The following is a 22,141-nucleotide window of genomic DNA, read 5'->3' on the forward strand; positions in this document are numbered from 1 at the left end:
CAACACCATAATGGTGCCGCTGCTGCCTGCCGGACCGTCGGCCAGGAACGGCCGCAGGCCGGTGACCGCCGGATCCGACAGGTTGGCCAACCTGCACTGCGACAGCAACGCCGCGCTCGACAGCGCGAGTTTCGCCTCGTCCACGGCGAGGGCGATCGGCATCCCGTGGAAGTTGCCGTTGTGGAACACGGCGTCGTCCTCGACGGAGATGAGGGGGTTCTCGGAGGACGAGTTCATCTCGATCGCGAGGGTCCCCCGCAGTCGTTGCAGCGCCTGCCAGGTGGCGCCGAGGATCTGGGGGAGGGCGCGGAACCCGTAGGAGTCCTGCACCCGGGCGGCCCGGACGTCGTGATCGGCGAGGAGTTCTCGGACCCGGCCCGCCACTTCCTCCTGGCCGAGGTGCCTGCGGGCCGCCTGCACCCGTGCGGCGAACGGCTCGACGGAACTGCGCGTCGCCAGCAGCGACAGCACGCCGACGATCAGCGAATGCTCCAGCCAGTTCGCCACGCTGTCGGTGGCCGTGGCGGCGAGCGCGACGGTCATCGCGTTCGTCGAGATCAGGGGGAGCGCGTCACCCCGGTGCGCCGTCCACCGGGGCACGACCCGGCCGTCCCGCAGCGGTGTCTCGCCCATCAGCCCGAGTGCGATCTCGGAGAACGCGCTGAGGTCGCCGGTGCCGATGGCCCCGCGTGCGTGCACGGCGGGCAGTTCGTCCGCGGCGACGGCATCGATCAGCGCCGTCACGATGTCGGGGTGCAGCCCGGATCCGCCGTTGAGGATCTGGTTGACGCGAATGATCATCGCGGCGCGGACGACGTGGCCGGGCAGCGACGGGCCCGAGCCGGTGGCGTGGCTGCGGAGCAGGCGGAGGTCCTGTTCGACACCGTCGGAGACGGAGGTGTCCCGGTTTCCGCCGACCCCCGTGGTGCGTCCGTAGATCGGCTGACGCGCGGCGATGCGCACCGCGGTCTCCCAGGAACGGCGTGCGTGGTCGAGCGCGGCGGGGTCGGGCGCGACGACGACCGGCTCCCGGGCCAGAGTCGTCAGCTGGTCGACGGTGAGCTGGGAGCCGTCGAGCAGCACCGGAACGGGCGGGTGCGGTTCCTCGGTCGGGCGGGGATCTTTCGGGGTCATCGGAACTCCGTGATCGATGCGGTGTGCGGGTACTCACGAGGCGGGTGCGGACGGCGTCGTGCGGCGTCTGCGTTCAGTGTGGTCTGCCTCACTCGTTCGAGATGTATAGTCCTGTATATACCGCACCCTGTCAACCGTCGATTTCCGCCGATCGACAGGTTCGCAACCCCGCCCCGGGGGGCTGGCATTCCGGCTAGGTCGACCTCTCACTTCGATCAGTCCCTCTGTGATCGTCCGGAACGTAGGGTCTCGGGAGAGGTGCATATATGGCCATGCATCGATTCCGCTCTGACTGATCGACCGAAGGAATGAGTCCAATGCCGCAGCAGGTACGAGGCGTCATCGCCCGATCCAAGGGTGCCCCCGTCGAGATCGCGACCGTGAATATTCCGGATCCGGGTCCGGGTGAGGTGGTGGTCGACATCGCGGCGTGCGGTGTGTGCCACACGGACCTGACCTACCGCGATGGCGGGATCAACGACGAGTTCCCGTTCCTGCTCGGACACGAGGCGTCCGGGATCGTGGAGAGTGTCGGCGAGGGTGTGACGTCGGTGGCGGTCGGCGACTTCGTGGTGCTGAACTGGCGGGCCGTGTGTGGTCAGTGCCGGGCGTGTAAGCGCGGTCGCCCGCAGTACTGTTTCGACACTCACAACGCGGCGCAGAAGATGACGCTCGAGGACGGCACCGAACTCACCCCGGCGCTGGGGATCGGCGCGTTCGCCGACAAGACCCTCGTCCACGCGGGGCAGTGCACGAAGGTGGACCCGTCCGCGGACCCCGCGGTCGTCGGGCTGCTCGGGTGCGGTGTGATGGCCGGCCTCGGTGCCGCCGTCAACACCGGCAACGTGGGCCGCGGCGACTCGGTGGCCGTCATCGGCTGCGGCGGAGTCGGTGACGCCGCGATCATGGGTGCCCGCCTGGCCGGGGCGAACAAGATCATCGCGATCGACCGGGACGAGAAGAAGCTCGAATGGGCCAAGGACCTGGGTGCGACGCACACCATCAACGGCGGCAACGTCGACGCGGTCGAGGCCGTGCAGGAGCTGACCGGCGGTTTCGGTGCGGACGTGGTGATCGACGCCGTCGGTCGCCCGGAGACGTGGAAGCAGGCGTTCTACGCCCGCGACCTGGCCGGCACCGTGGTGTTGGTGGGGGTTCCGACCCCGGACATGACGTTGGAGATGCCGTTGATCGACTTCTTCTCCCGTGGTGGGTCGTTGAAGTCGTCGTGGTACGGCGACTGCCTGCCGGAGCGGGACTTTCCGATGCTGGTGGATCTGTTCCAGCAGGGCCGGTTGCCGCTGGAGAAGTTCGTGACCGAGCGCATCAAGATCGACGAGGTCGAGGAGGCGTTCCACCGGATGCATGCCGGTGAGGTGCTGCGCTCGGTGGTCGTGCTGTGAGCGGGCAGTTGCGGATCGAGCGGGTCGTCACCGAGGGCACCTTCGCCCTCGACGGCGGAGAGTGGAACGTCGACAACAACATCTGGCTGGTCGGGGACGACACCGACGTGGTGATCGTGGATGCCGCGCATGCGGCGCAGCCGATCATCGACGCCGTCGGCGGCCGGCACGTGAACGCCGTGATCTGCACCCACGGGCACAACGATCACGTGACCGTGGCCCCGGAACTCGCGGAGCGGTTGCACGCCCCGGTGCTGCTGCACCCCGGTGACGACGTGCTGTGGAAGATGAGCCACCCGGACGACAAGTACTGGAACCTCGAGGACGCGCAGCGCATCGCGATCGCCGGCACCGAGATCCAGGTGATCCACGCGCCCGGGCATTCACCGGGGTCGGTGTGCCTGTACCTGCCCGAGGCGGGGGCGTTGTTCTCCGGGGACACCCTGTTCTCGGGCGGCCCGGGTGCGACGGGTCGGTCGTTCTCGGATTTCCCGACGATCATCGGGTCGATCCGCGACCGGTTGTTCGCGTTGCCCGAGGAGACCGTGGTGTATACCGGGCACGGGGACGGCACCACGATCGGTACCGAAGCCCCGCATCTCGCCGAGTGGATTGCCCGAGGACACTGATTCCATGACCGACATCACCGACAGGTACACCTTCGACGAGGAAGACGTCGTCGTCACGCACGAGAAGTCCTATGCGGCAGGTGTTCCTGCGGTGTTGGTCTCGCTCAAGCGCGGTTTGGAGCAGATGGGTCCGGTGCGCACGGCCCGGACCCTGATGAAACTGAATCAGCGCCAGGGATTCGACTGCCCCGGGTGTGCGTGGCCGGAAACCCCCGGGCACCGCAAGCATGCGGAGTTCTGCGAGAACGGGGCGAAGGCGGTCGCGGAGGAGGCCACCACGCGGACGGTGACCCCGGAGTTCTTCGCGGAGCATTCGGTGCAGGAGTTGCTGGGTCGCACCGAGTTCTGGCTGGGTCAGCAGGGCCGGCTGACGCATCCGATGGTCCTGCTGCCCGGGGCCACGCATTACGAGCCGATCGGGTGGGACGCGGCGTTCGACCTGATCGCCGGCGAGCTGCGCGGTCTGGCGTCGCCGGACGAGGCGGTGTTCTACACCTCCGGGCGCACGTCGAACGAGGCGGCGTTCGTGTATCAGTTGATGATCCGGGCGTTCGGGACGAACAACCTGCCGGATTGTTCGAACATGTGCCACGAATCCTCGGGTAGTGCGTTGGTGGAGACGATCGGGATCGGGAAGGGGTCGGTGTCGGTCCCCGATATCGAGAACGCCGACCTGATCCTGATCGCCGGCCAGAACCCGGGGACGAATCATCCCCGGATGCTCTCGACGTTGGAGAAGGCGAAAGCCAACGGGGCGAAGGTGATCGCGATCAACCCGCTGCCGGAGGCCGGACTGCTGCGGTTCAAGGACCCGCAGAAGGTGCACGGGGTGGTCGGCGATGGCGTGCAGATCGCGGACGAGTTCCTGCAGATCCGGATCGGCGGTGACCAGGCCCTGTTCCAGGGTTTGGGCCGGTTGCTGCTCGAGGCCGAAGACCGCAATCCCGGGACGGTCCTGGACCGGGAGTTCATCGACCGGCACACCGCCGGGTTCGAGGCGTGCGCGGCACACCTGCGGCAGGTCGACCTGGACACGGTGGTGGCGGCGACCGGGTTGACGCTCGAGCAGATCCGGGCCACGGCGGACTCGTTGATCGGATCGAAGAAAACGATCATCTGCTGGGCGATGGGATTGACGCAGCAGACCCACGGGGTGGCGACGATCCAGGACGCGGTGAACCTGCTGCTGCTGCAGGGGATGATCGGCAAACCGGGTGCCGGGGTGTGCCCGGTGCGCGGGCACTCCAACGTCCAAGGCGACCGGACGATGGGCATCTGGGAGAAGATGCCCGAATCGTTCCTGACGGCGTTGGACACGGAGTTCGGGATCCGGTCCCCGCGTAAGCACGGATTCGACGCGGTCGATTCGATCCGGGCGATGCGCGACGGGAGGGCGTCGGTGTTCGTGGGGATGGGCGGCAACTTCGTGTCCGCGACCCCGGACACCGAGACCACCGAGGCGGCGCTGCGCCGGTGCGCGCTGACGGTGCAGGTGTCGACGAAACTGAACCGGTCGCACCTGGTGACCGGGCAGAGCGCGCTGATCCTGCCGTCGCTGGGCCGCACCGACAAGGATCTCCAGAACGGTCGCAAGCAGCAGGTGACGGTCGAGGATTCGATGTCGATGGTGCACCTGTCCCGCGGCAGCCTCACCCCCGCGAGCGATCAGTTGCGCAGTGAGGTCGCGATCGTCTGCGGGATCGCGCAGGCGTTGTTCGGGCCGGAGCATTCGGTGCCGTGGGCGGAGTTCACCGCCGACTACGACCGGATCCGCGATTCCATTGCCCGGGTGATTCCGGGGTTCGAGGACTTCAACCGGAAGGTGCGCGGGCCGGACGGGTTCGCGTTGCCGCACCCGCCGCGGGACGAGCGCCGGTTCGTGACGCACACGGGGAAGGCCAATTTCACGGTCAGCGAGTTGTCCTGGGTGCCGGTGCCGGACGGGAAGCTGATCCTGCAGACCATGCGGTCGCACGACCAGTACAACACCACCATCTACGGTCTCGACGACCGCTACCGCGGCGTCAAGGGCGGACGGCGGGTGCTGTTCATCAGCACGCAGGACCTGGAATCGTTCGGGTACGCGGCGGGGGATCGGGTGGACCTGGTCTCGGAGTGGTCGGCCCCGGACGGCAGCGTGGAGGAGCGGCGGGCGGAGGATTTCCGGTTGGTGCCGTACCCGACCCCGGTCGGGAATGTGGCCGCCTATTATCCGGAGACGAATCCGCTGATCCCGCTCGATCACGTCGCGAAAAAGTCGAACACGCCGGTGTCGAAGGCGGTCACGATCCGCCTCGAGAAGCGGGGCTGACCCGTGGGGCGGGTGACGACCCGGACCCCGGTCACCCGGATCACCGACACCCGGCACTCGACCCGGCCGGACACCGTCGTGGTGGAGGAACCCCTCGAGATCCGGGTGAACGGCACACCGTTGGCGGTGACGATGCGGACCCCGGGTTCGGATGTCGAGTTGGCGCAGGGGTTTCTGTTGACCGAGGGCATCATCGCCGGGCGCGGTGATGTCGCGTCGATCCGGTACTGCAACAGTGTCGACGAGCACGGCCGCAACACGTACAACGTCCTCGACGTGGATCTGGCGCCGGGGGTGTTCCTGCCCGACATGGGAATCGAACGCAATTTCTACACCACCTCGTCGTGTGGGGTGTGTGGTAAGGCGTCGCTCGATGCGATCCGGCAGCGCACCCGGCATTCCCCGGCGACGGACACGGTGCGGGTGGAGGCGGCGACGATCGCGGAGTTGCCGGATCAGTTGCGTGCGGCGCAGAAGGTGTTCGACACGACCGGGGGTCTGCATGCGGCGGGGTTGTTCACCCGGACCGGGGAGCTGCTCGCGGTCAGGGAGGACGTCGGTCGGCACAACGCGGTCGACAAGCTGATCGGGTGGGCCACCGAGCAGGACCGGGTGCCGCTGCGCGGGACGGTGCTGCTGGTGTCGGGTCGGGCGTCGTTCGAGTTGGCGCAGAAGGCGGTGATGGCCGGCATTCCGATCCTGGCGGCGGTGTCCGCGCCGTCGTCGCTGGCGATCGACCTCGCCCACGACACCGGCCTGACCCTGATCGGGTTCCTCCGCGGCGCCACCATGAACCTCTACACCCACCCGGACCGCATCACCTGACGTGAGTGGCACAGCGTGCGCCCGCACACTGTGCCACTCACGTGGGGTCAGTGCCTGCCGGTGGTGTCGGCGCGGACGCCGGCCTCGAGGGCGATCGCGCCGGCCTCGCCTCGGGACGCCACCCCGAGTTTCTTCAGCACCCCGGCGACGTGGAATTTGACCGTGCTCTCGCTGATGCCGAGGCTGTCGGCGATCGCCTTGTTCCTCTTACCCGTGGCCAGGTGACCCAGCACCTCGAGTTCGCGGGGGTTGAGGTCGCCGAGTTGCTGTTCGTCCGGTCGGGCCGCGGGGACGTCGAGGGGGATCGCGACCGCCACCCGGGACCCCCACCCGTCGACCGACTCGACGTCGATCCGGCCACCGAGCGTGTGCACCCGGCCGGAGAGTTGCCGCACCAGTGCGCCGGTGTCGAGTCCGCCCTCGGCGTCGTCGCGGACCTCGACCAGGAGGTTCGAGCCGTCGCAGTCCCAGGCGATGCGAATGCGCTCGAGGGTGGACTGGGTCGCGAACGCCAGGACGGCGCTGCGCACGACGGCCCGCGCGGCGCTCGCCACCTCACCGGGCAGCGCGCGACCGTCCACCGGTGGATCGACGTAATCGACCCGCACGGGACGGTGCTGGAGCAGCGGTCGCAGTTCGCCCTGCAACCGGGCGAACGCCGTGGTGACGGCTTCCTCCGCGAGGATGCGATCGGATTCGCCCGCCGACCGCAGGGTGATCAGCGCCGACGACGCCGTCTCGCTCGCCGTGATCCGCGACCGACGGTCGTCGAGGTCCTTGGACCGCAGCGTCGACAGGATGGATTCGAGGGTCGCGGCGTGCAGGTCCGTCAACTCCACGATGGTCCTGGCCCGCTCGCTCGACGCGGCCCGCGACTCCGCCAGGTACGCCGGGCTCGCCTGCGCGACCTGATGCCGGATCGACACGGCGACGACACCGAAGGCGCCCGCCACCAGCGGGACCTCCCGGATGTGCTGCCGCGGCTTCGGCAGCACGAGGAGGAGGGTTCCGGTCGCGTCGAGCAGCGCCCACACCTTCCGCTTCGAGCCGGCGACCACGGTCTGGTCGTCGAACGGTGTGCCTTCCGTCATCCGGGTGCGCAATGCGTCCAGTTCGGCGATGGTGACGCGTTCGACCACCGCGGGGTCGCCGCTGACCTTGCGGGGACGTCCCGTGCATTCCCGGGTGAAGATCACCAGCGCGGTGTGCGGCCAGATGTCGGCGAGGAACTTGGAGAAGCGGACGGCGATGTCGGGCAGGGGAGCGTCGATGACGTCCCGCATGGAACCGAGAACATCTGCCGGTGACACCGAAGTCGTGCTGGGAAGAACCACGTGTCGAGCCTATCCGCGCAGGCGGCGAACACCGATCCTGGGCTGTCCGGTCATCGTGCCGGCTCCGCCCGCGCGGCGTCGACGACGTCGGATCGGACGAGCCCCAGCGATTCCAGCGCCCGCGCCGCCGTGCCGTGGGTGACGGTGGCCACGGCCGCGACGACGTCGGCGCCGACGATCGGTCTGCGTTCCGATTTCGCGAGAGCCACCGCGTTGCGGAACGCGCCCTGGGCCGGTTCGGTCAGCCGCAGCGGACCGGTGCGGGGGCGGCTGAGCGCGCTGGTTGCGGCGCCCGCGTCGGTCATCCCTGCCGCCGCGAGGGCCTCGCCGTGCACGTGAACGACCGCCTCGCGCAGCGCGTCCCGGTTCGAACCGAGACGATCGAACACCCGGCCCGTCGTTCCGTCCGGCAGCGCGAACGACGCGAGGAGCAGGTGCTCGAGGCCGGGCTCGCGGTCACCGAGGCGGTCGGCCTCGGCCTCCGTTTCGGAGAACAGTGTCTTCATCGTGCGCATGTCGCGCCAGGCCCGGGTGAATGTCATCGTGGTCCCCTCGTCTTCTTGTCGGTGGATCGCCCCGGCCCGAGGCGTTTGTGCGCCGCCTGACCCGAGACGCCGAGCGCCTGACCGATGTCTGCCCAGGTCCAGCCGGCGGACAGTGCGTCGGCGACGGCGTCACGCTCGAGCGCCTAGAGCGCGGCGTTCTTGTCGAACTCGGTGCCGAGTTCCTTCGCGACGCGCTTGAGCAGCGGCACGATGTGGTCGGCCGACTCGAGGGTGACGCGGGCCGCGGGCCCGGAGACGGAGATGGCGGTGGGCGTCGGAGCGTTCGGCACCGGCACCGAGAAGCAGCGGACGCCGATTTCCTGCTCGCCCTCGTCGATGGCGAAGCCGCGTTGCCGGCTCAACTCGAGATCGGTGATCAGCATGTCCGGGTCGGTCAGCGAATTCTCGGTATACGTCGTCATGCCCGTCCGGCCGACCAGTGAGCGCACGGCGTCGTTCGACAATTGCATGAGGATGGCCTTGCCGACACCGGTGCAGTGCGGGTACACGCGGCGGCCGACCTCGGTGAACATCCGCATCGCATGCTCGGACGGCACCTGTGCGACGTAGACGGCCATGGTGCCGTCGAGGACGGCCATGTTCGCGGTCTCGCCGGTGCCTCGCACCAGTTCGGACAGGTGCGGCCGCGACCACGCGCCGATCAGTTGCGTGGCACTCTCGCCGAGCCGAATCAGCTTGGGGCCGAGCGCGTAGCGGCGCGTGGGCAGTTGCCGCACGTACCCGCGGTTCATCAGTGTGCGGATGAGCCGGTGGATCGTCGGAAGGGGAAGTCCGGCCAGTTCGGCGAGTTCGCTCACGCCGATGGACCCGCCGGCGCTCGCCATGATCTCGAGTATGTCGAATGCGCGCTCGACCGACTGCACGCCGCCGGCCGCGTTCTGACCGTTCGTCATGTCTGGCTCCATCCTCTGACTGCCTCGGGGTGCCTCCCCCGGGAGCCCCCCGTTCTTTCCGTCAGGCGGAAAGGGCGCTCCGTATGACGATAGCGCGGTTGCGGCGGATCGTGCCGATTCCTTCGCTACATCGGTTGACAAACCGCGGTGTGACGGCGTTCACTATATCGAGATACGAAATACAACTTCCATAATATGGAAAACACCAAGCCCCGAGGGAGGGCCCCGTGTCTGAAGTCGAAATCGCTGCGAAACCCACAAAGCAGCGTTGGTACAGATCGCTTTTCGTCCAGGTGCTCATCGGCATTGCCCTGGGTATCACCACCGGAATCGTGTTTCCGGAGTTTTCCCATCACCTGGCACCACTGGGTGAGGGGTTCATCAAGCTGATCAAAATGGTCGTGTCCCCGCTGATCTTCCTGGTGATCGTGACCGGAATCGCCAAGGTCGGCAGCATGAAGGCGCTGGGCAAGATCGGCGGTAAGGCGCTGCTCTGGTTCACTGCCGCGACCACGTGCGCGCTCGGTCTCGGCCTGCTGGTCGGCAACCTCGTCCACCCGGGCAGCGGCCTCAACATCGACCCGGCAACGCTGGACACCACCGCACTGGACGAGAAGACCCAGGGCGGGCACCTGCCCGGTGGCGTCGAGTTCGTCATGCACATCATCCCGACCAGCGTGTTCGACGCCTTCGCACAGAACAATCTGCTGCAGGTACTGCTGTTCGCGGTGTTGTTCGGTGTCGCTCTGGCGTCCTACAGCGAGTCGGCCCCGCCGATCCTGATGGACGTGATCGACCAGACGCTGCACGTCATCTTCCGCATCGTCGGCTACATCATGTACCTGGCGCCGCTCGGGGCATTCGGCGCGATGGCCTTCACCGTCGGCAACTACGGTGCCGGCTCCCTCAAATCCTTCGGAATGCTCATCCTGGCGTGCTACGGCGCGGCCGTGATCTTCATCGTCGTGCTGTCGATCGTGGTCAAGCTGATCACCGGCGTGAATGCGTGGAAGTTCATCAAGTACTGCCGCGAGGAGTTCATGCTCGCCCTGGGCACCGGTTCCTCCGAAGCCGTCATGCCCCGCATCATCAAGAAGCTGGACAACGCGGGCTGCGACCGCGCCGTCGTCGGTCTGGTGATCCCCACCGGCTATTCGTTCAACCTCGACGGAGCCGCGATCTACCTGTCGCTGGCGATGATGTTCCTCGCGCAGGCCGTCGGTGTCGATCTCGGCTTCGGTGAACAGCTCGCGATCATGGGCATCCTGATCCTCAGTTCCAAGGGGATGGCCGGTGTACCGGGCTCCGCGTTCGTCGCCCTGTCGGCGACCGCCGCCGCGATCGGCGCGTTCCCGGTGGCCGCCGTCGTGTTGCTGCTCGGCGCCGACCGGCTCATGGACTCCATGCGCGTGTTCACGAACCTGCTCGGCAACTGCCTCGCGACATTCGTGGTCGCCAACTGGGAGGGTCTGCTCGACAAGGACAAGATGCGAGCGGTTCTCGACGGCAAGGTGACACCCGACGACCCGGACGACGTCACCATGCACCCGCACCCCGGGCACGAACACCTCGAGACCACACCGGCCCCGCCGGCGATCGAGAAGCCCGAAGCGCTGACCGTCAACAGGACCCCGGAAGGAACGGTGAACCACCATGCCTGACACCCAGCCCACCGTCGGTCTCCTCGGTACCTGGGGTTATCACGGTCTGCTCGACGACGCCGAACAGATCTCGGTCGACACCCCGTACGGTCCCACCTCCGACAACATCGTCCTGGGATCCTCCGGCGGCCGCCGGCTCGCGTACCTGACCCGCACCGGGCGGCACCGCAACATCCCGCCGCACCGGATCAATGCCCGCGCGAACATCTGGGCACTGCACAGCCTGGGTGTGCGGACCATCCTCGCGCCCACCCCCTCCGGCTCCCTGCGACCGGCGATCGGTGTCGGGTCGGTCGTCGTCCCCGACCAGTTGGTCGACCGCACCGGCCGCACCGACGACACGTTCCACGACGACGACGTCCACATCTCCTTCGCGGACCCGTTCTGCGTCCGCGGACGGCAGGCAGTGGTCTCGACGCTCCGCCGGAGCGGCTGGGTGGTCAACGACGGCGGTGTGATGGTCGCGATCCGCGGCCCCCGATTCTCGACTCGCGCCGAATCCCGCTGGTACGCGGCCCAGGGCTGGGACCTGATCAGCATGACGCCGTATCCCGAAGCGGCGCTGGCCCGGGAACTCGGCATGTCCTACACCTGCATCGCCCTGGTCACCGATCACGACGTCATCAGCGACACCCCGTGGCCGGTCACCCAGGACCTGGTGCGTGAAGGACTCGACGCCAACACCAAGCGACTGCGCGAAGCGCTGCTTCAGGTCGCGATCGAACTGGCAGACAAGCCTGAAACGACGGCAACTGCCCACGGAAGAAGGAGCTGACGAATGACCGAATTGTTCTGCAACGGTGGAGCGATGCGTGGCGGAAACCTGCATCACAACGTGTCTGCGCACACGTTCCTCGGCGCGGTACGGACCGCACCGAACTACCGATTCTTCTCCGTACGTGACGAATTCCCTGCCCTCCTCCTGGCGGAGACCGGAGGCGCCTCGATCGAGGGCGAACTCTACGACGTGCCGATCGGCGACATCCGCACCGACTTCCTCCCCGAGGAGCCCGAGGAACTCGAGCTCACGGTGATCGAACTGTCCGACGGCCGTTCGGTTCTCGCGGTGGGGCTGCGACCGGGTCTGCTCGAGAGCAAGGCCGATGAACTCACCGAGATCACCGATCACGGCGGCTGGCGACGCTACCGCGGCCTGCCCGAGCCCGACAACACCACCGTCTCCTGAACACCCCGAAAGTGAAAGAACAGCCGATGGACACCATTGCCTACACCCTGAACTGCTCGATCCTGCTCACCGACGTGCCGCTCCTGCAGCGCCCGCAGGCCGCCCGGGATGCCGGATTCGACGCCGTCGAATTCTGGTGGCCGTTCGACACCGCCGTACCGAGGGACAGCGACGTCGACGCCTTCGTGGCCGCGATCGAGAACGCCGGAGTGCAGCTCACCGGATTGAACTTCGCCGCGGGCAACATGCCGGCGGGAGATCGCGGACTGCTGTCCGACCCGGCGCAGGTGTCGGCGTTCCGCGACAACATCGACGTCACCGTCGGGATCGGAGAACGGCTGGGCACCAAAGCCTTCAACGCCCTGTACGGTAACCGCATCGACGGCGCGGATCCGAAGATCCAGGACGACACGGCCACCGAGAACCTGGCCCAGGCGGGCAAGGCTGCGGATCGTATCGGTGCGGTCGTGCTCGTCGAACCGGTCAGTGGCACACCGGCCTACCCGCTGAAGACCGCGGCCGAGGCGATCGCCGTGATCGACCGGGTGAAGACCGACCACGGTGTCGATTCGCTCCGGCTCCTCGCGGACCTCTACCACCTCGAGGTCAACGGCGACGACGTCGGCGCCGCGATCGATACCTACGCCGACCGGATCGGGCACGTGCAGATCGCGGACGCGCCGGGACGCGGCGAACCCGGCACCGGGACCCTCGACATCGACGGCCACCTGAAGCGACTGGCCGGGCACGGTTACCGCGGATACGTCGGACTCGAATACAAGGCGACGCGGCCGGACACGTTCGACTGGCTGCCCCGCGAGCAGCGCGCGACCCGCGCCGGCCGCTGACCCACCACCACCCTTCGACGGAATCGAGGAGACTCGTGAGCACTATCGCATTCATCGGACTCGGAATCATGGGCAGCCCCATGGCTGTTCATCTCGCCAAGGCCGGCCACCAGGTGGTCGGATACAACCGCTCACCGGAGCGCACCGCCGCACTCGTCGAGGCCGGGGGCGCCGCGGCGGACTCGATCGCCAAGGCCGTCGCCGGTGCCGATGTCGTGGCCGTCATGGTCCCCGACTCGCCGGACGTCCAGGCCGTCCTCGCCGGTGAGGACGGTGTGTTCGCGCACGCCCCGGCCGGCGCCCTGATCATCGACTTCTCCAGCATCCGGCCCGACGTCACCACCGCACTCGCCGCGCAGGCGGTCGAGCGTGGCTTCCGGCTGATCGACGCCCCGGTCTCGGGCGGTGAGGCAGGCGCGAAGAACGCGGCCCTGTCGATCATGGTCGGCGGCAAGGACGAGGACTTCGCCGCGGCGAAGCCGATCCTCGACGTCGTCGGGAAGACCGTGGTCCACGTGGGCCCGAACGGGTCCGGGCAGACGGTGAAGGCCGCGAACCAGTTGATCGTCGCCGGCAACATCCAGCTCCTCGCCGAGGCGGTCGTCTTCCTCGAGGCCTACGGTGTCGACACCGCGGCCGCCGTGGAGGTACTCGGCGGCGGACTGGCCGGATCGGCCGTCCTGAACCAGAAGGCGCAGAAGATGCTGGACCGCTCGTTCGAGCCCGGGTTCCGCATCGACCTGCACCACAAGGACCTCGGCATCGTGACCAGCGCCGCCCGTGAGGCCGGTGTCGTGACACCGCTCGGCGCGGTCGTCGCCCAGCTGATGGCCTCCGCCCGCGCGAACGGTGATGGCGGCCTGGACCATTCGGGACTGCTGCGTGGAGTGGAGCGACTGTCCGGCCGCCCCTCCCAGTGACCCGTTTCAACTCGTAATCCTCGATGGAGAAGTGATATGCCTCGTATGCGCGCCGCTGACGCAGCGGTCAAGATTCTGGAACTCGAAGGCGCCACCCAGGCGTTCGGCCTCCCCGGTGCGGCGATCAACCCGTTCTACTCGGCTATGCGTGATCACGGCGGGATCAAGCACGTCCTCGCCCGCCACGTCGAGGCTGCCTCGCACATGGCGGAGGGATTCACCCGCGCCAAGGCCGGGAACATCGGGGTCTGCATCGGCACCTCCGGTCCCGCAGGCACCGACATGATCACCGGCCTGTACTCGGCGATGGCGGACTCGATCCCGATCCTCGCGATCACCGGGCAGGCCCCGGTCGCGCGCCTGCACAAGGAAGACTTCCAGGCCGTCGACATCGCGTCGATCGCAGGCCCGGTCACGAAGATGGCGATGACGGTGCTCGAGCCGGCCCAGGTTCCGGGAGCGTTCGCGCAGGCATTCCACCTGATGCGGTCCGGCCGGCCGGGACCGGTGCTCATCGACCTGCCGATCGACGTGCAGTTGGCGGAGATCGACTTCGATCCCGACACGTATCAGCCGCTGCCCGTGTACAAGCCGGCCGCGTCCCGTGCGCAGGCGGAGAAGGCACTCGACATGCTGGCCGCCGCCGACCGCCCGCTGATCGTCGCGGGCGGCGGCATCATCAACGCCGACGCCGCGGACCTGCTCGTGGAACTGGCCGAACTGCTGGACGTTCCGGTGGTGCCGACGCTGATGGGCTGGGGCACGATCCCGGACGATCACCGTCTCGCCGCCGGCATGGTCGGTCTGCAGACCGCGCACCGGTACGGCAACGCCACCATGCTGGCGTCGGACTTCGTCCTCGGCATCGGCAACCGCTGGGCCAACCGGCACACGGGCGGCCTCGACACCTACCGCAAGGGCCGCAAGTTCGTTCACGTCGACATCGAGCCCACCCAGATCGGTCGCGTGTTCGCACCCGACTACGGCATCGTCTCCGACGCCAAGGCGGCGCTGGAACTGTTCGTCGCCGTCGCGAAGGAGCGCAAGGCCGCCGGGACCCTGGCGGACCGCAGCACCTGGGTGGAGGACTGCGCCACCCGGAAGCGGACCATGCAGCGCAAGACCCACTTCGACGACGTTCCCGTCAAACCGCAGCGGGTGTACGAGGAGATGAACCGCGTCTTCGGCCGCGACACGAGGTACGTCAGCACGATCGGTCTCTCGCAGATCGCCGGCGGCCAGTTCCTGCACGTGTACAAGGCCCGCAACTGGATCAACTGCGGGCAGGCGGGCCCGCTCGGCTGGACCATCCCGGCGGCACTGGGAACGGTCGCGGCCGAGCCGGAGACGTCGGTGGTGGCGCTGTCGGGCGACTACGACTTCCAGTTCATGATCGAGGAACTGGCGGTGGGCGCGCAGTTCAACCTGCCGTACATCCACGTGGTGGTGAACAACTCCTACCTGGGGCTGATCCGTCAGGCTCAGCGCGCGTTCGACATGGACTTCTGCGTGCAACTGGGCTTCGACAACATCAACACCCAGGAGCGGAGCGAGCACGAGACGCTGCCCGCGGTGCCGAAGGGGTACGGCGTCGACCACGTCAAGGTCGCCGAGGGGCTGGGCTGCAAGGCGTTGCGGGTCACCGAGCCCGGCGAGATCGCCGGCGCCCTCGGGAAGGCACGTGAACTCGCCCGCGAGCACAAGGTCCCGGTGGTGGTCGAGGTCTTCCTCGAGCGCGTCACCAACATCGCGATGGGTACCGAACTCGACAACGTCGCGGAATTCGAGGATCTGGCGGAGAGCCGGGAGCACGCCCCCACGGCCCTCATGCTGCTGGACTAGGGGACACCGGACTTCCGCCGCATCGTCCGACGAATTCGCAACACTCAGCACACGAGGAGAATCATGACTTCCGATTTCACCGCCCTGCCCGACCTCGCCTCCCGAGCTCTCGGCGGGAGCGTCTCCGCCGCCAACGACGAACTGTTCGCCCAGCGGGAGAACCTCATCAAGGCGGAGGCCCCGTTCTTCGACCCCGCGGACTTCGGGCACAAGGGCAAGGTCTACGACGGCTGGGAGACCCGCCGCCGCCGCGACGACGGCCACGACTACGCGATCGTCCGCCTCGGTTCCGCCGGCATCATCCACGGCGTCGTCGTGGACACCGCGCACTTCAAGGGCAACTACCCGCCCTTCGTCTCGGTCGAGGCGGCGTCGATCGAGGGTTATCCGTCCATCGAGGAGGTCATGAAGGCGGACTGGCAGACCATCGTCGAGAAGTCCCCGGCCGAGGGACACAAGGAGAACACGTACGCCGTCGCCGACCGGCACCGCTGGACGCACGTACGGCTGTCGATCTACCCCGACGGCGGCGTCGCGCGTCTGCGCGTACACGGTGAGGTCGTGCCCGACCCCCGGTTCCTGGACGGGACCGTGGACCTGCTGGCTGCGGAGAACGGTGGCCGCCTCGTCGGCTGCTCGGACGCGTTCTACGCGTCGCCGGCGAACATCATCCTTCCCGGCCGGGCCCGGAACATGGGGGAGGGCTGGGAGAACTCCCGGCGCCGCGGGGGCGGCAACGACTTCGCCGTGTTCTCGCTCGCCGCGGCCGGTCGCCCCCGGCACGTCGAGATCGACACCAGCTACTACGTCGGGAACGCGCCGGGCTGGGTGCGGCTGAGCACCGCCGACGCGCGCACCGCCGACATCTCGGACGAGGGTGCGTGGACGGAACTGCTGCCGCGCACCGCCGTGCAACCCGACACCCGGCACCGGTTCGTTCTGGACGCCGCCGCCGCGGCCACCCACCTGCGACTCGACGTCTACCCCGACGGTGGCCTGTCCCGGCTGCGGCTGTTCGGCGATCTCGACGAGACGGCGCTGGCGGAGACACGGCGCACCTGGTGGGACGCGCTTCCGCAGACGCATCAGGCGCTCGTCGCCGACCAGGCGCCCCGCTGACCGAGCGCACCCCTACTCCTTCGACGAACCCGAGGAAACACCCATGCCCAACCCCAGTCCCGGCTACTCCATCACCGTTCGCGTCACGGCCCCGGTCGGCGCGGGCACCACGTCGACCCTCGCGGGGGCGGTGGCCTCCGTGAAGGGCGCCATGACCGCGCTGGACGTGGTCGAGAGCCACCCCGACCACATGGTCATCGACGTGACCTGCGACGCGTCCGACGTCGAGCATGCCGAGCAGATCGCGTCCGCGATCGCGGACGTGCCCGGCGTCGTGGTGGGCAAGGTCAGCGACCGCACGTTCCTGCTCCACCTCGGCGGGAAACTCGAAGTGGTGCCGAAGGTTCCGCTCAAGCACCGCGACGACCTGTCCCGCGCGTACACCCCCGGTGTCGCCCGGGTCTGCACCGCGATCGCCGAGAACCCCGAGGACGTACGACGGCTGACGATCAAGCGCAACACCGTGGCGGTGGTCTCCGACGGTTCGGCGGTGCTGGGGCTGGGCAACATCGGTGCCGCCGCGTCGATTCCGGTGATGGAGGGCAAGGCGGCCCTGTTCAAGCAGTTCGCGGACGTCGACGCGTGGCCGGTGTGCCTGGACACCCAGGACACGGACGCGATCGTCGAGATCGTCCGGGCCCTCGCCCCGGTGTACGGCGGAATCAACCTGGAGGACATCTCCGCCCCGCGCTGCTTCGAGATCGAGGCCCGGCTCCGCGACATGCTGGACATCCCGGTGTTCCACGACGACCAGCACGGCACGGCCATCGTGGTCCTCGCCGCACTCACCAATGCACTGCGGGTGGTGGAGAAGAGCCTCGACACGGTGAAGATCGTGGTCTCCGGTGTCGGCGCCGCCGGGCACGCGATCATCCGCCTACTGGTCGCGCAGGGGGCGACGAACATCGTGGCGTGCGGTCGGAACGGAATCCTCTCGCCCGACGACACGTCCGACTCGTTCCGCTCCTGGATCGCGAACAACACCAATCCCGAGGCCCGGTCCGGGTCGCTGCAGGACGCCCTCGCCGGTGCCGACGTGTTCATCGGTGTGTCGGCACCGGACATCCTGACGGGCAGCGACATCGAGACGATGGCGGAGCGGTCGGTCGTCTTCGCGCTCGCCAACCCGGTGCCCGAGGTCGATCCTGTCGCGGCGGGCAAACATGCCGCCGTCGTCGCGACCGGCCGGTCCGACTTCCCGAACCAGATCAACAACGTGCTCGCGTTCCCGGGCGTGTTCCGGGGTCTGCTCGACGCCCACGCCGTCGAGATCACCGACGACATGCTCATCGCCGCCGCCCGGGCGATCTCCGATTCGGTGTCCCCGTCGGAGCTCAACCCCACCTACATCGTGCCGAGCGTGTTCGACGCGGCCGTCGCCCCGGCCGTGGCGGCAGCGGTGCGCGGAGTCGCCGGCGCAGGGCGTGACGACGATGTCTGATCCGCTCGATCTGCTGTTCCGTGCCCCGCGGGTGATCACCGCGGCGGGGGAGGTCGCGCGCAGTGTGGGCGTGCGTGACGGCCGGATCGTCGTCATCGAACCGTACGGGGCCCGGCTCGACGCCGAGGTCGTCGTCGAACTGGGCGACGACGAGGTGCTGATACCCGGTCTCGTCGACACCCACGTGCACGTCAACGAGCCGGGCCGCACCGAATGGGAGGGTTTCGCGAGCGCGACCCGCGCCGCGGCCGCCGGCGGGGTGACCACGATCGTCGACATGCCGCTCAACAGCATCCCGCCGACCGTCGACGCCGCCGCCCTGGACGTCAAACGCCGGGTCGCGTCCGATCAGGCGTACGTCGACGTCGGGTTCTGGGGCGGCGCCGTGCCGGGCAACGTCCCGGACCTGCGTGCCCTGCACGACGCGGGGGTGTTCGGGTTCAAATGCTTCCTGCTGCACTCCGGCGTCGACGAGTTCCCGCCGTTGGATCCGGCGGAGCTCGAACTGGCGCTGAAGGAGATCGCCAGTTTCGGCGCGATGATGATCGTGCACGCGGAGGACGCACACGCGATCGACCGCGCGACGTCACCGGGCGGCGAGAACTATGCCGACTTCCTCGACTCACGGCCGCGGGGCGCCGAGAATCTCGCCATCGCTGAGGTCATCGAGCTGGCCCGGTGGACCGGGTGCCGTGTGCACATCCTGCACCTGTCGAGCTCGGACGCGCTGCCGATGATCGCGTCGGCACGCAAGGACGGCGTGAAGCTCACGGTGGAGACGTGCCCGCACTACCTGTCGTTCGTCTCCGAGGAAATTCCCTCGGGAGCAACGCAATTCAAGTGCTGCCCGCCGATCCGTGAAGCCGGGAACCGGGAACTGCTGTGGCAGGGCCTCGCCGACGGTGTGATCGACTGCGTCGTCACCGACCACTCCCCGTGCACGGTGGATCTCAAGCGATTCGACATCGGCGACTTCGGGGTCGCGTGGGGCGGCATCGCCTCGCTGCAGGTGTCGCTGTCCGCGGTGTGGTCGGAGGCCAAGCGTCGCGGGCACACCCTGAACGACGTGGTCCGGTGGATGGCGGAGAACCCCGCCGAGCAGGTCGGGCTGAACACGAAAGGGCACATCGCGCTCGGGTACGCGGCGGATTTCGCGGTGTTCGCGCCGGAGGAGGCCTTCGTCGTCGACGTGGCTGCCCTGCAGCACAAGAATCCCGTCTCCGCGTACGACCGGCGTGCTCTCGCCGGCGTCGTGCGCAGCACCTGGCTGGCCGGAAAACGGATCGACCTCGACGAGGCGCCCCGTGGACGGCTGCTCAGCCGCGGACTGGCCTGACCCGCCGCGCCCCTGCCCGCTGTCGCGCTGGAACGAAATATCCAGTGCGGCAGCGGGTTTGTCGTGTTCGGGGCGGTGCGCCACCAAGATATATCCTGCGGAAATCATTGACCGTCCACTGTTGCCTGGCTCACACTTGGAGGGACCAATGGAACAAGCTTTCCGTGATACGGAAGTTAGTTCGCCGCCACGCAAGGACAGGCACATGCTCATAGACGACACAGTCTCGCGGCACACCACCACCGTCGACCACACTGCCGCCGCCGGCCGTCACACGACGAGTCCGAAACTCTACAACGCGGACCTGGCACCGACGAAGGCCGCAGGCCGTCGCTGGGGTTCCTACAGCATTTTCACGCTGTGGACCAACGACGTCCACAACATCGCCAACTACTCGTTCGCCATCGGCCTGTTCGCGCTCGGACTCGGCGGCGGCCACATGATCCTGTCGCTCATGATCGGCGCGGTCATCGTCTGCGTCGCCATGACCTACGCCGGATTCATGGGGCAGAAGACGGGCGTGCCGTTTCCCGTGATGAGCCGGATCAGCTTCGGCATCCGCGGCGCCCAGATCCCCGCGGTCGTCCGCGCGATCATCGCGATCGTCTGGTTCGGAATCCAGACCTACCTCGCGTCGATCGTCTTCCGGATCTTCCTCGTCGCCGTGACGCCGTCCCTCGGCCGCTTCGACCAGAACTCGATCCTCGGACTGTCCAGCCTCGGATGGATCTGCTTCATCGGGATCTGGGCGATCCAGATCGTCGTCCTCGTCTACGGGATGGAGGCCGTGCGCAAGTTCGAGAGCCTGGCCGGCCCGCTGATCCTGGTCACCGTCGGCTCGCTGGCACTGTGGATGCTGTTCCGCACCGACTTCTCCGTCGCCTGGGCGTCCGACAAGCCCGCGTCCGGCGGGGAGATGTGGCGGCAGGTCTTCGCGGGCGCGGCCCTGTGGATGTCGATCTACGGCACCCTGATTCTCAACTTCTGCGACTTCTCCCGGCGCTCCCCGTCGAAGACCGCCGTCGTGCGCGGCAACTTCTGGGGCCTGTTCGTCAACGTCCTCGCGTTCGCCGTCATCGCGTTCATCCTGTGCGGCGCCCAGTTCCAGATCGACGGGACGATCATCGACAGCCCCACCGACATCGTCGCCGCGATCCCGAACACCCTGTTCCTGTCGCTGGCCTGCCTCGCCCTCGTCATCGTCACGATGGCCGTCAACGTCATGGCGAACTTCGTCGCACCCTCGTACGTCCTGTCGAACCTCGCCCCCGAGAAGATCAGCTCCGCAAGGCAGGCATCATCAGCGCCTGCATCGGCGTGGTCCTGCTGCCCTGGAACCTCTACGACAGCCCGGTGGTGATCAACTACTTCCTCGGTGGCCTCGGCGCCGTCCTCGGACCCCTGTTCGGCATCATCTTCGTCGACTACTGGTTCATCCGCCGCACCAAGGTCGACGTCCCCGCCCTCTACTCGGACAGCCCCACCGGAACCTACTACTACCGCAAGGGATTCAATCTGCGAGCGGTGTACGCCCTCGTACCCGCCGCCGTGGTCGGCACCCTGTTCGCGATCGTCCCCGCCTTCCATCTCGTCGCCCCCTTCTCGTGGTTCATCGGAGCAGGTCTCGCGGCGGCCATCTACGCCGTCGTCGGCGACCGCACCCGGCAGTACGTGGACGTGTCCGGCGAGTCGATCGCCGTGGACAGCGGCCACGGCGACCACTGACAGGAGATCTCGATGCGCATTCTCGTCGTCAACGTCAACACCACCACATCCATCACCGACGCCATCGCCAAGCAGGCAGAGGCCGCGGCAGCACCCGGAACCGAGATCGTCGGGCTCACACCGGAGATCGGTGCCGAATCCGTCGAAGGGAACTTCGAGAGCTACCTCGCCGCGATCGCGGTGATGGACCGGGTGCGGTCGTACCGCGAACCCTACGACGCGGTGATCCAGGCCGGATACGGCGAACACGGCCGGGAGGGTCTGCAGGAACTGCTCGACGTCCCCGTCGTCGACATCACCGAGGCCTCCGCGAGCATCGCGATGATGCTGGGGCACAAGTACTCCGTGGTCACCACCCTCGACCGCACCGTGCCGCTCATCGAAGACCGGCTCCGGCTCGCGGGTCTCGACGCCAAGTGCGCGAGCGTGCGCGCCAGCGGTCTGCCCGTCCTCGCACTGGAAACCGACCCCGAACGCACGATCGAGGCGATCGTCGACGAGGCCGAAGCGGCCGTGCGTGAAGACAAGGCCGAGGTGATCTGCCTCGGCTGCGGCGGAATGGCCGGACTCGACGACCGAATCCGCGAACGCACCGGCGTGCCGGTGGTCGACGGAGTCAGTGCCGCTGTGAAATTGGCGGAATCTCTTGTAGGGTTGGGACTCTCGACCTCGAAGGTGCGCACGTACGCGCCCCCGCGCCCCAAGCGGATCACGGGATGGCCGCTCGCGAAGCGCTAGCTTGCGAAAAACGAGTCATTCACACCGCCCTCACCCCGGGCGGACACCCAGGCGCCCGACCCCGCGCCCGCAACGATGGAGTATCCCTTGCTCGAACAGACCACCACCTCCGCCGACCGCCCCCGCGTGGGCTCCCGCGTCATCCGTGAGGGTGTTGCGTCGTATCTGCCGGATATCGATCCGGATGAGACCACGGAGTGGTTGGAATCGTTCGATGGTTTGTTGGACCG

The 22,141-nt window shown here is 67.9% G+C and carries 18 protein-coding genes and 1 pseudogene; 15 read left to right on the top strand and 4 right to left on the bottom strand.

Annotated features, from left to right (window positions below):
• Positions 1 to 1,134: aromatic amino acid lyase (locus ACFTZB_RS24520; protein ID WP_378434905.1), on the bottom strand; the 1,134-nt coding region annotated here is incomplete at its 3' end.
• Between the two features lie 317 nt (positions 1,135 to 1,451).
• On the opposite strand from ACFTZB_RS24520, the gene ACFTZB_RS24525 reads away from it, so the two are divergent.
• Genes ACFTZB_RS24525 through fdhD form a run of 4 tightly spaced genes read left to right on the top strand, consistent with a single transcriptional unit; the run spans position 1,452 to position 6,302 of the window.
• Positions 1,452 to 2,537, top strand: a complete 1,086-nt coding sequence (locus ACFTZB_RS24525) for an S-(hydroxymethyl)mycothiol dehydrogenase (RefSeq protein WP_378434907.1) — start codon at positions 1,452 to 1,454, stop codon at positions 2,535 to 2,537.
• Positions 2,534 to 3,166 carry an MBL fold metallo-hydrolase gene (locus tag ACFTZB_RS24530; protein WP_378434909.1) on the top strand — a complete coding sequence of 211 codons (633 nt, stop codon included), beginning with the start codon at positions 2,534 to 2,536 and terminating at the stop codon, positions 3,164 to 3,166. Before ACFTZB_RS24525 ends, ACFTZB_RS24530 begins: the two co-directional genes overlap by 4 nt.
• Positions 3,167 to 3,170: 4 nt before the next feature.
• A complete protein-coding gene (locus ACFTZB_RS24535) occupies positions 3,171 to 5,477 on the top strand; it encodes an FdhF/YdeP family oxidoreductase (protein ID WP_378434912.1) in 2,307 nt (768 codons plus the stop codon).
• Between the two features lie 3 nt (positions 5,478 to 5,480).
• Positions 5,481 to 6,302 (top strand): formate dehydrogenase accessory sulfurtransferase FdhD, encoded by an 822-nt coding sequence (gene fdhD, locus ACFTZB_RS24540; RefSeq protein WP_378434914.1) that lies wholly within the window; start codon positions 5,481 to 5,483, stop codon positions 6,300 to 6,302.
• A 47-nt stretch (positions 6,303 to 6,349) separates the two neighbouring features.
• Here the strand turns inward: fdhD and ACFTZB_RS24545 are convergent, their stop codons facing one another.
• From ACFTZB_RS24545 to ACFTZB_RS24555, 3 genes are all read right to left on the bottom strand, one after another.
• Positions 6,350 to 7,585, bottom strand: a complete 1,236-nt coding sequence (locus tag ACFTZB_RS24545; protein ID WP_378434940.1) for a LuxR C-terminal-related transcriptional regulator — start codon at positions 7,583 to 7,585, stop codon at positions 6,350 to 6,352.
• A 101-nt stretch (positions 7,586 to 7,686) separates the two neighbouring features.
• Entirely contained in the window at positions 7,687 to 8,178 is a 492-nt protein-coding gene (locus ACFTZB_RS24550) for a Clp protease N-terminal domain-containing protein (protein WP_378434916.1), read from the bottom strand.
• A 146-nt stretch (positions 8,179 to 8,324) separates the two neighbouring features.
• Entirely contained in the window at positions 8,325 to 9,095 is a 771-nt protein-coding gene (locus ACFTZB_RS24555) for an IclR family transcriptional regulator (RefSeq protein ID WP_378434918.1), read from the bottom strand.
• Positions 9,096 to 9,322: 227 nt separating this feature from the next.
• Between ACFTZB_RS24555 and dctA the strand changes: the two genes are divergently transcribed.
• The 11 genes and pseudogenes from dctA (at position 9,323) to ACFTZB_RS24610 (ending at position 21,911) form a co-directional block, all read left to right on the top strand.
• A complete protein-coding gene (gene dctA, locus ACFTZB_RS24560) occupies positions 9,323 to 10,756 on the top strand; it encodes a C4-dicarboxylate transporter DctA (protein WP_378434920.1) in 1,434 nt (477 codons plus the stop codon).
• Entirely contained in the window at positions 10,749 to 11,531 is a 783-nt protein-coding gene (locus ACFTZB_RS24565) for an MTAP family purine nucleoside phosphorylase (RefSeq protein ID WP_378434922.1), read from the top strand. Before dctA ends, ACFTZB_RS24565 begins: the two co-directional genes overlap by 8 nt.
• A gap of 3 nt (positions 11,532 to 11,534) precedes the next feature.
• Positions 11,535 to 11,942 (top strand): gamma-glutamylcyclotransferase, encoded by a 408-nt coding sequence (locus tag ACFTZB_RS24570; RefSeq protein ID WP_378434924.1) that lies wholly within the window; start codon positions 11,535 to 11,537, stop codon positions 11,940 to 11,942.
• Between the two features lie 26 nt (positions 11,943 to 11,968).
• Positions 11,969 to 12,790 (top strand): hydroxypyruvate isomerase family protein, encoded by an 822-nt coding sequence (locus tag ACFTZB_RS24575; RefSeq protein WP_378434927.1) that lies wholly within the window; start codon positions 11,969 to 11,971, stop codon positions 12,788 to 12,790.
• 35 nt (positions 12,791 to 12,825) lie between these two features.
• Positions 12,826 to 13,710 carry a 2-hydroxy-3-oxopropionate reductase gene (locus ACFTZB_RS24580; protein ID WP_378434929.1) on the top strand — a complete coding sequence of 295 codons (885 nt, stop codon included), beginning with the start codon at positions 12,826 to 12,828 and terminating at the stop codon, positions 13,708 to 13,710.
• A gap of 36 nt (positions 13,711 to 13,746) precedes the next feature.
• Positions 13,747 to 15,552, top strand: coding sequence for a glyoxylate carboligase (gcl, locus tag ACFTZB_RS24585; RefSeq protein ID WP_378434931.1), 1,806 nt, complete (start codon positions 13,747 to 13,749; stop codon positions 15,550 to 15,552).
• 63 nt (positions 15,553 to 15,615) lie between these two features.
• Positions 15,616 to 16,671 carry an allantoicase gene (alc, locus tag ACFTZB_RS24590; RefSeq protein ID WP_378434933.1) on the top strand — a complete coding sequence of 352 codons (1,056 nt, stop codon included), beginning with the start codon at positions 15,616 to 15,618 and terminating at the stop codon, positions 16,669 to 16,671.
• A 43-nt stretch (positions 16,672 to 16,714) separates the two neighbouring features.
• A complete protein-coding gene (locus ACFTZB_RS24595) occupies positions 16,715 to 18,112 on the top strand; it encodes an NAD-dependent malic enzyme (protein ID WP_276144113.1) in 1,398 nt (465 codons plus the stop codon).
• Positions 18,105 to 19,448: an allantoinase AllB gene (gene allB, locus ACFTZB_RS24600; RefSeq protein ID WP_378434936.1), complete on the top strand. Its 1,344-nt coding sequence runs from the start codon at positions 18,105 to 18,107 to the stop codon at positions 19,446 to 19,448. The genes ACFTZB_RS24595 and allB overlap by 8 nt, the downstream gene beginning before the upstream one ends.
• 205 nt (positions 19,449 to 19,653) lie before the next feature.
• Positions 19,654 to 21,173 (top strand): annotated as a pseudogene (locus ACFTZB_RS24605) (NCS1 family nucleobase:cation symporter-1).
• Positions 21,174 to 21,185: 12 nt separating this feature from the next.
• A complete protein-coding gene (locus tag ACFTZB_RS24610) occupies positions 21,186 to 21,911 on the top strand; it encodes an aspartate/glutamate racemase family protein (protein WP_378434938.1) in 726 nt (241 codons plus the stop codon).
• The last annotated feature ends 230 nt before the right edge of the window (positions 21,912 to 22,141 follow it).

It is taken from the genome of Rhodococcus sp. NPDC057014 (assembly GCF_042673295.1).
In the GTDB taxonomy this organism is placed as follows: domain Bacteria; phylum Actinomycetota; class Actinomycetes; order Mycobacteriales; family Mycobacteriaceae; genus Rhodococcus_F.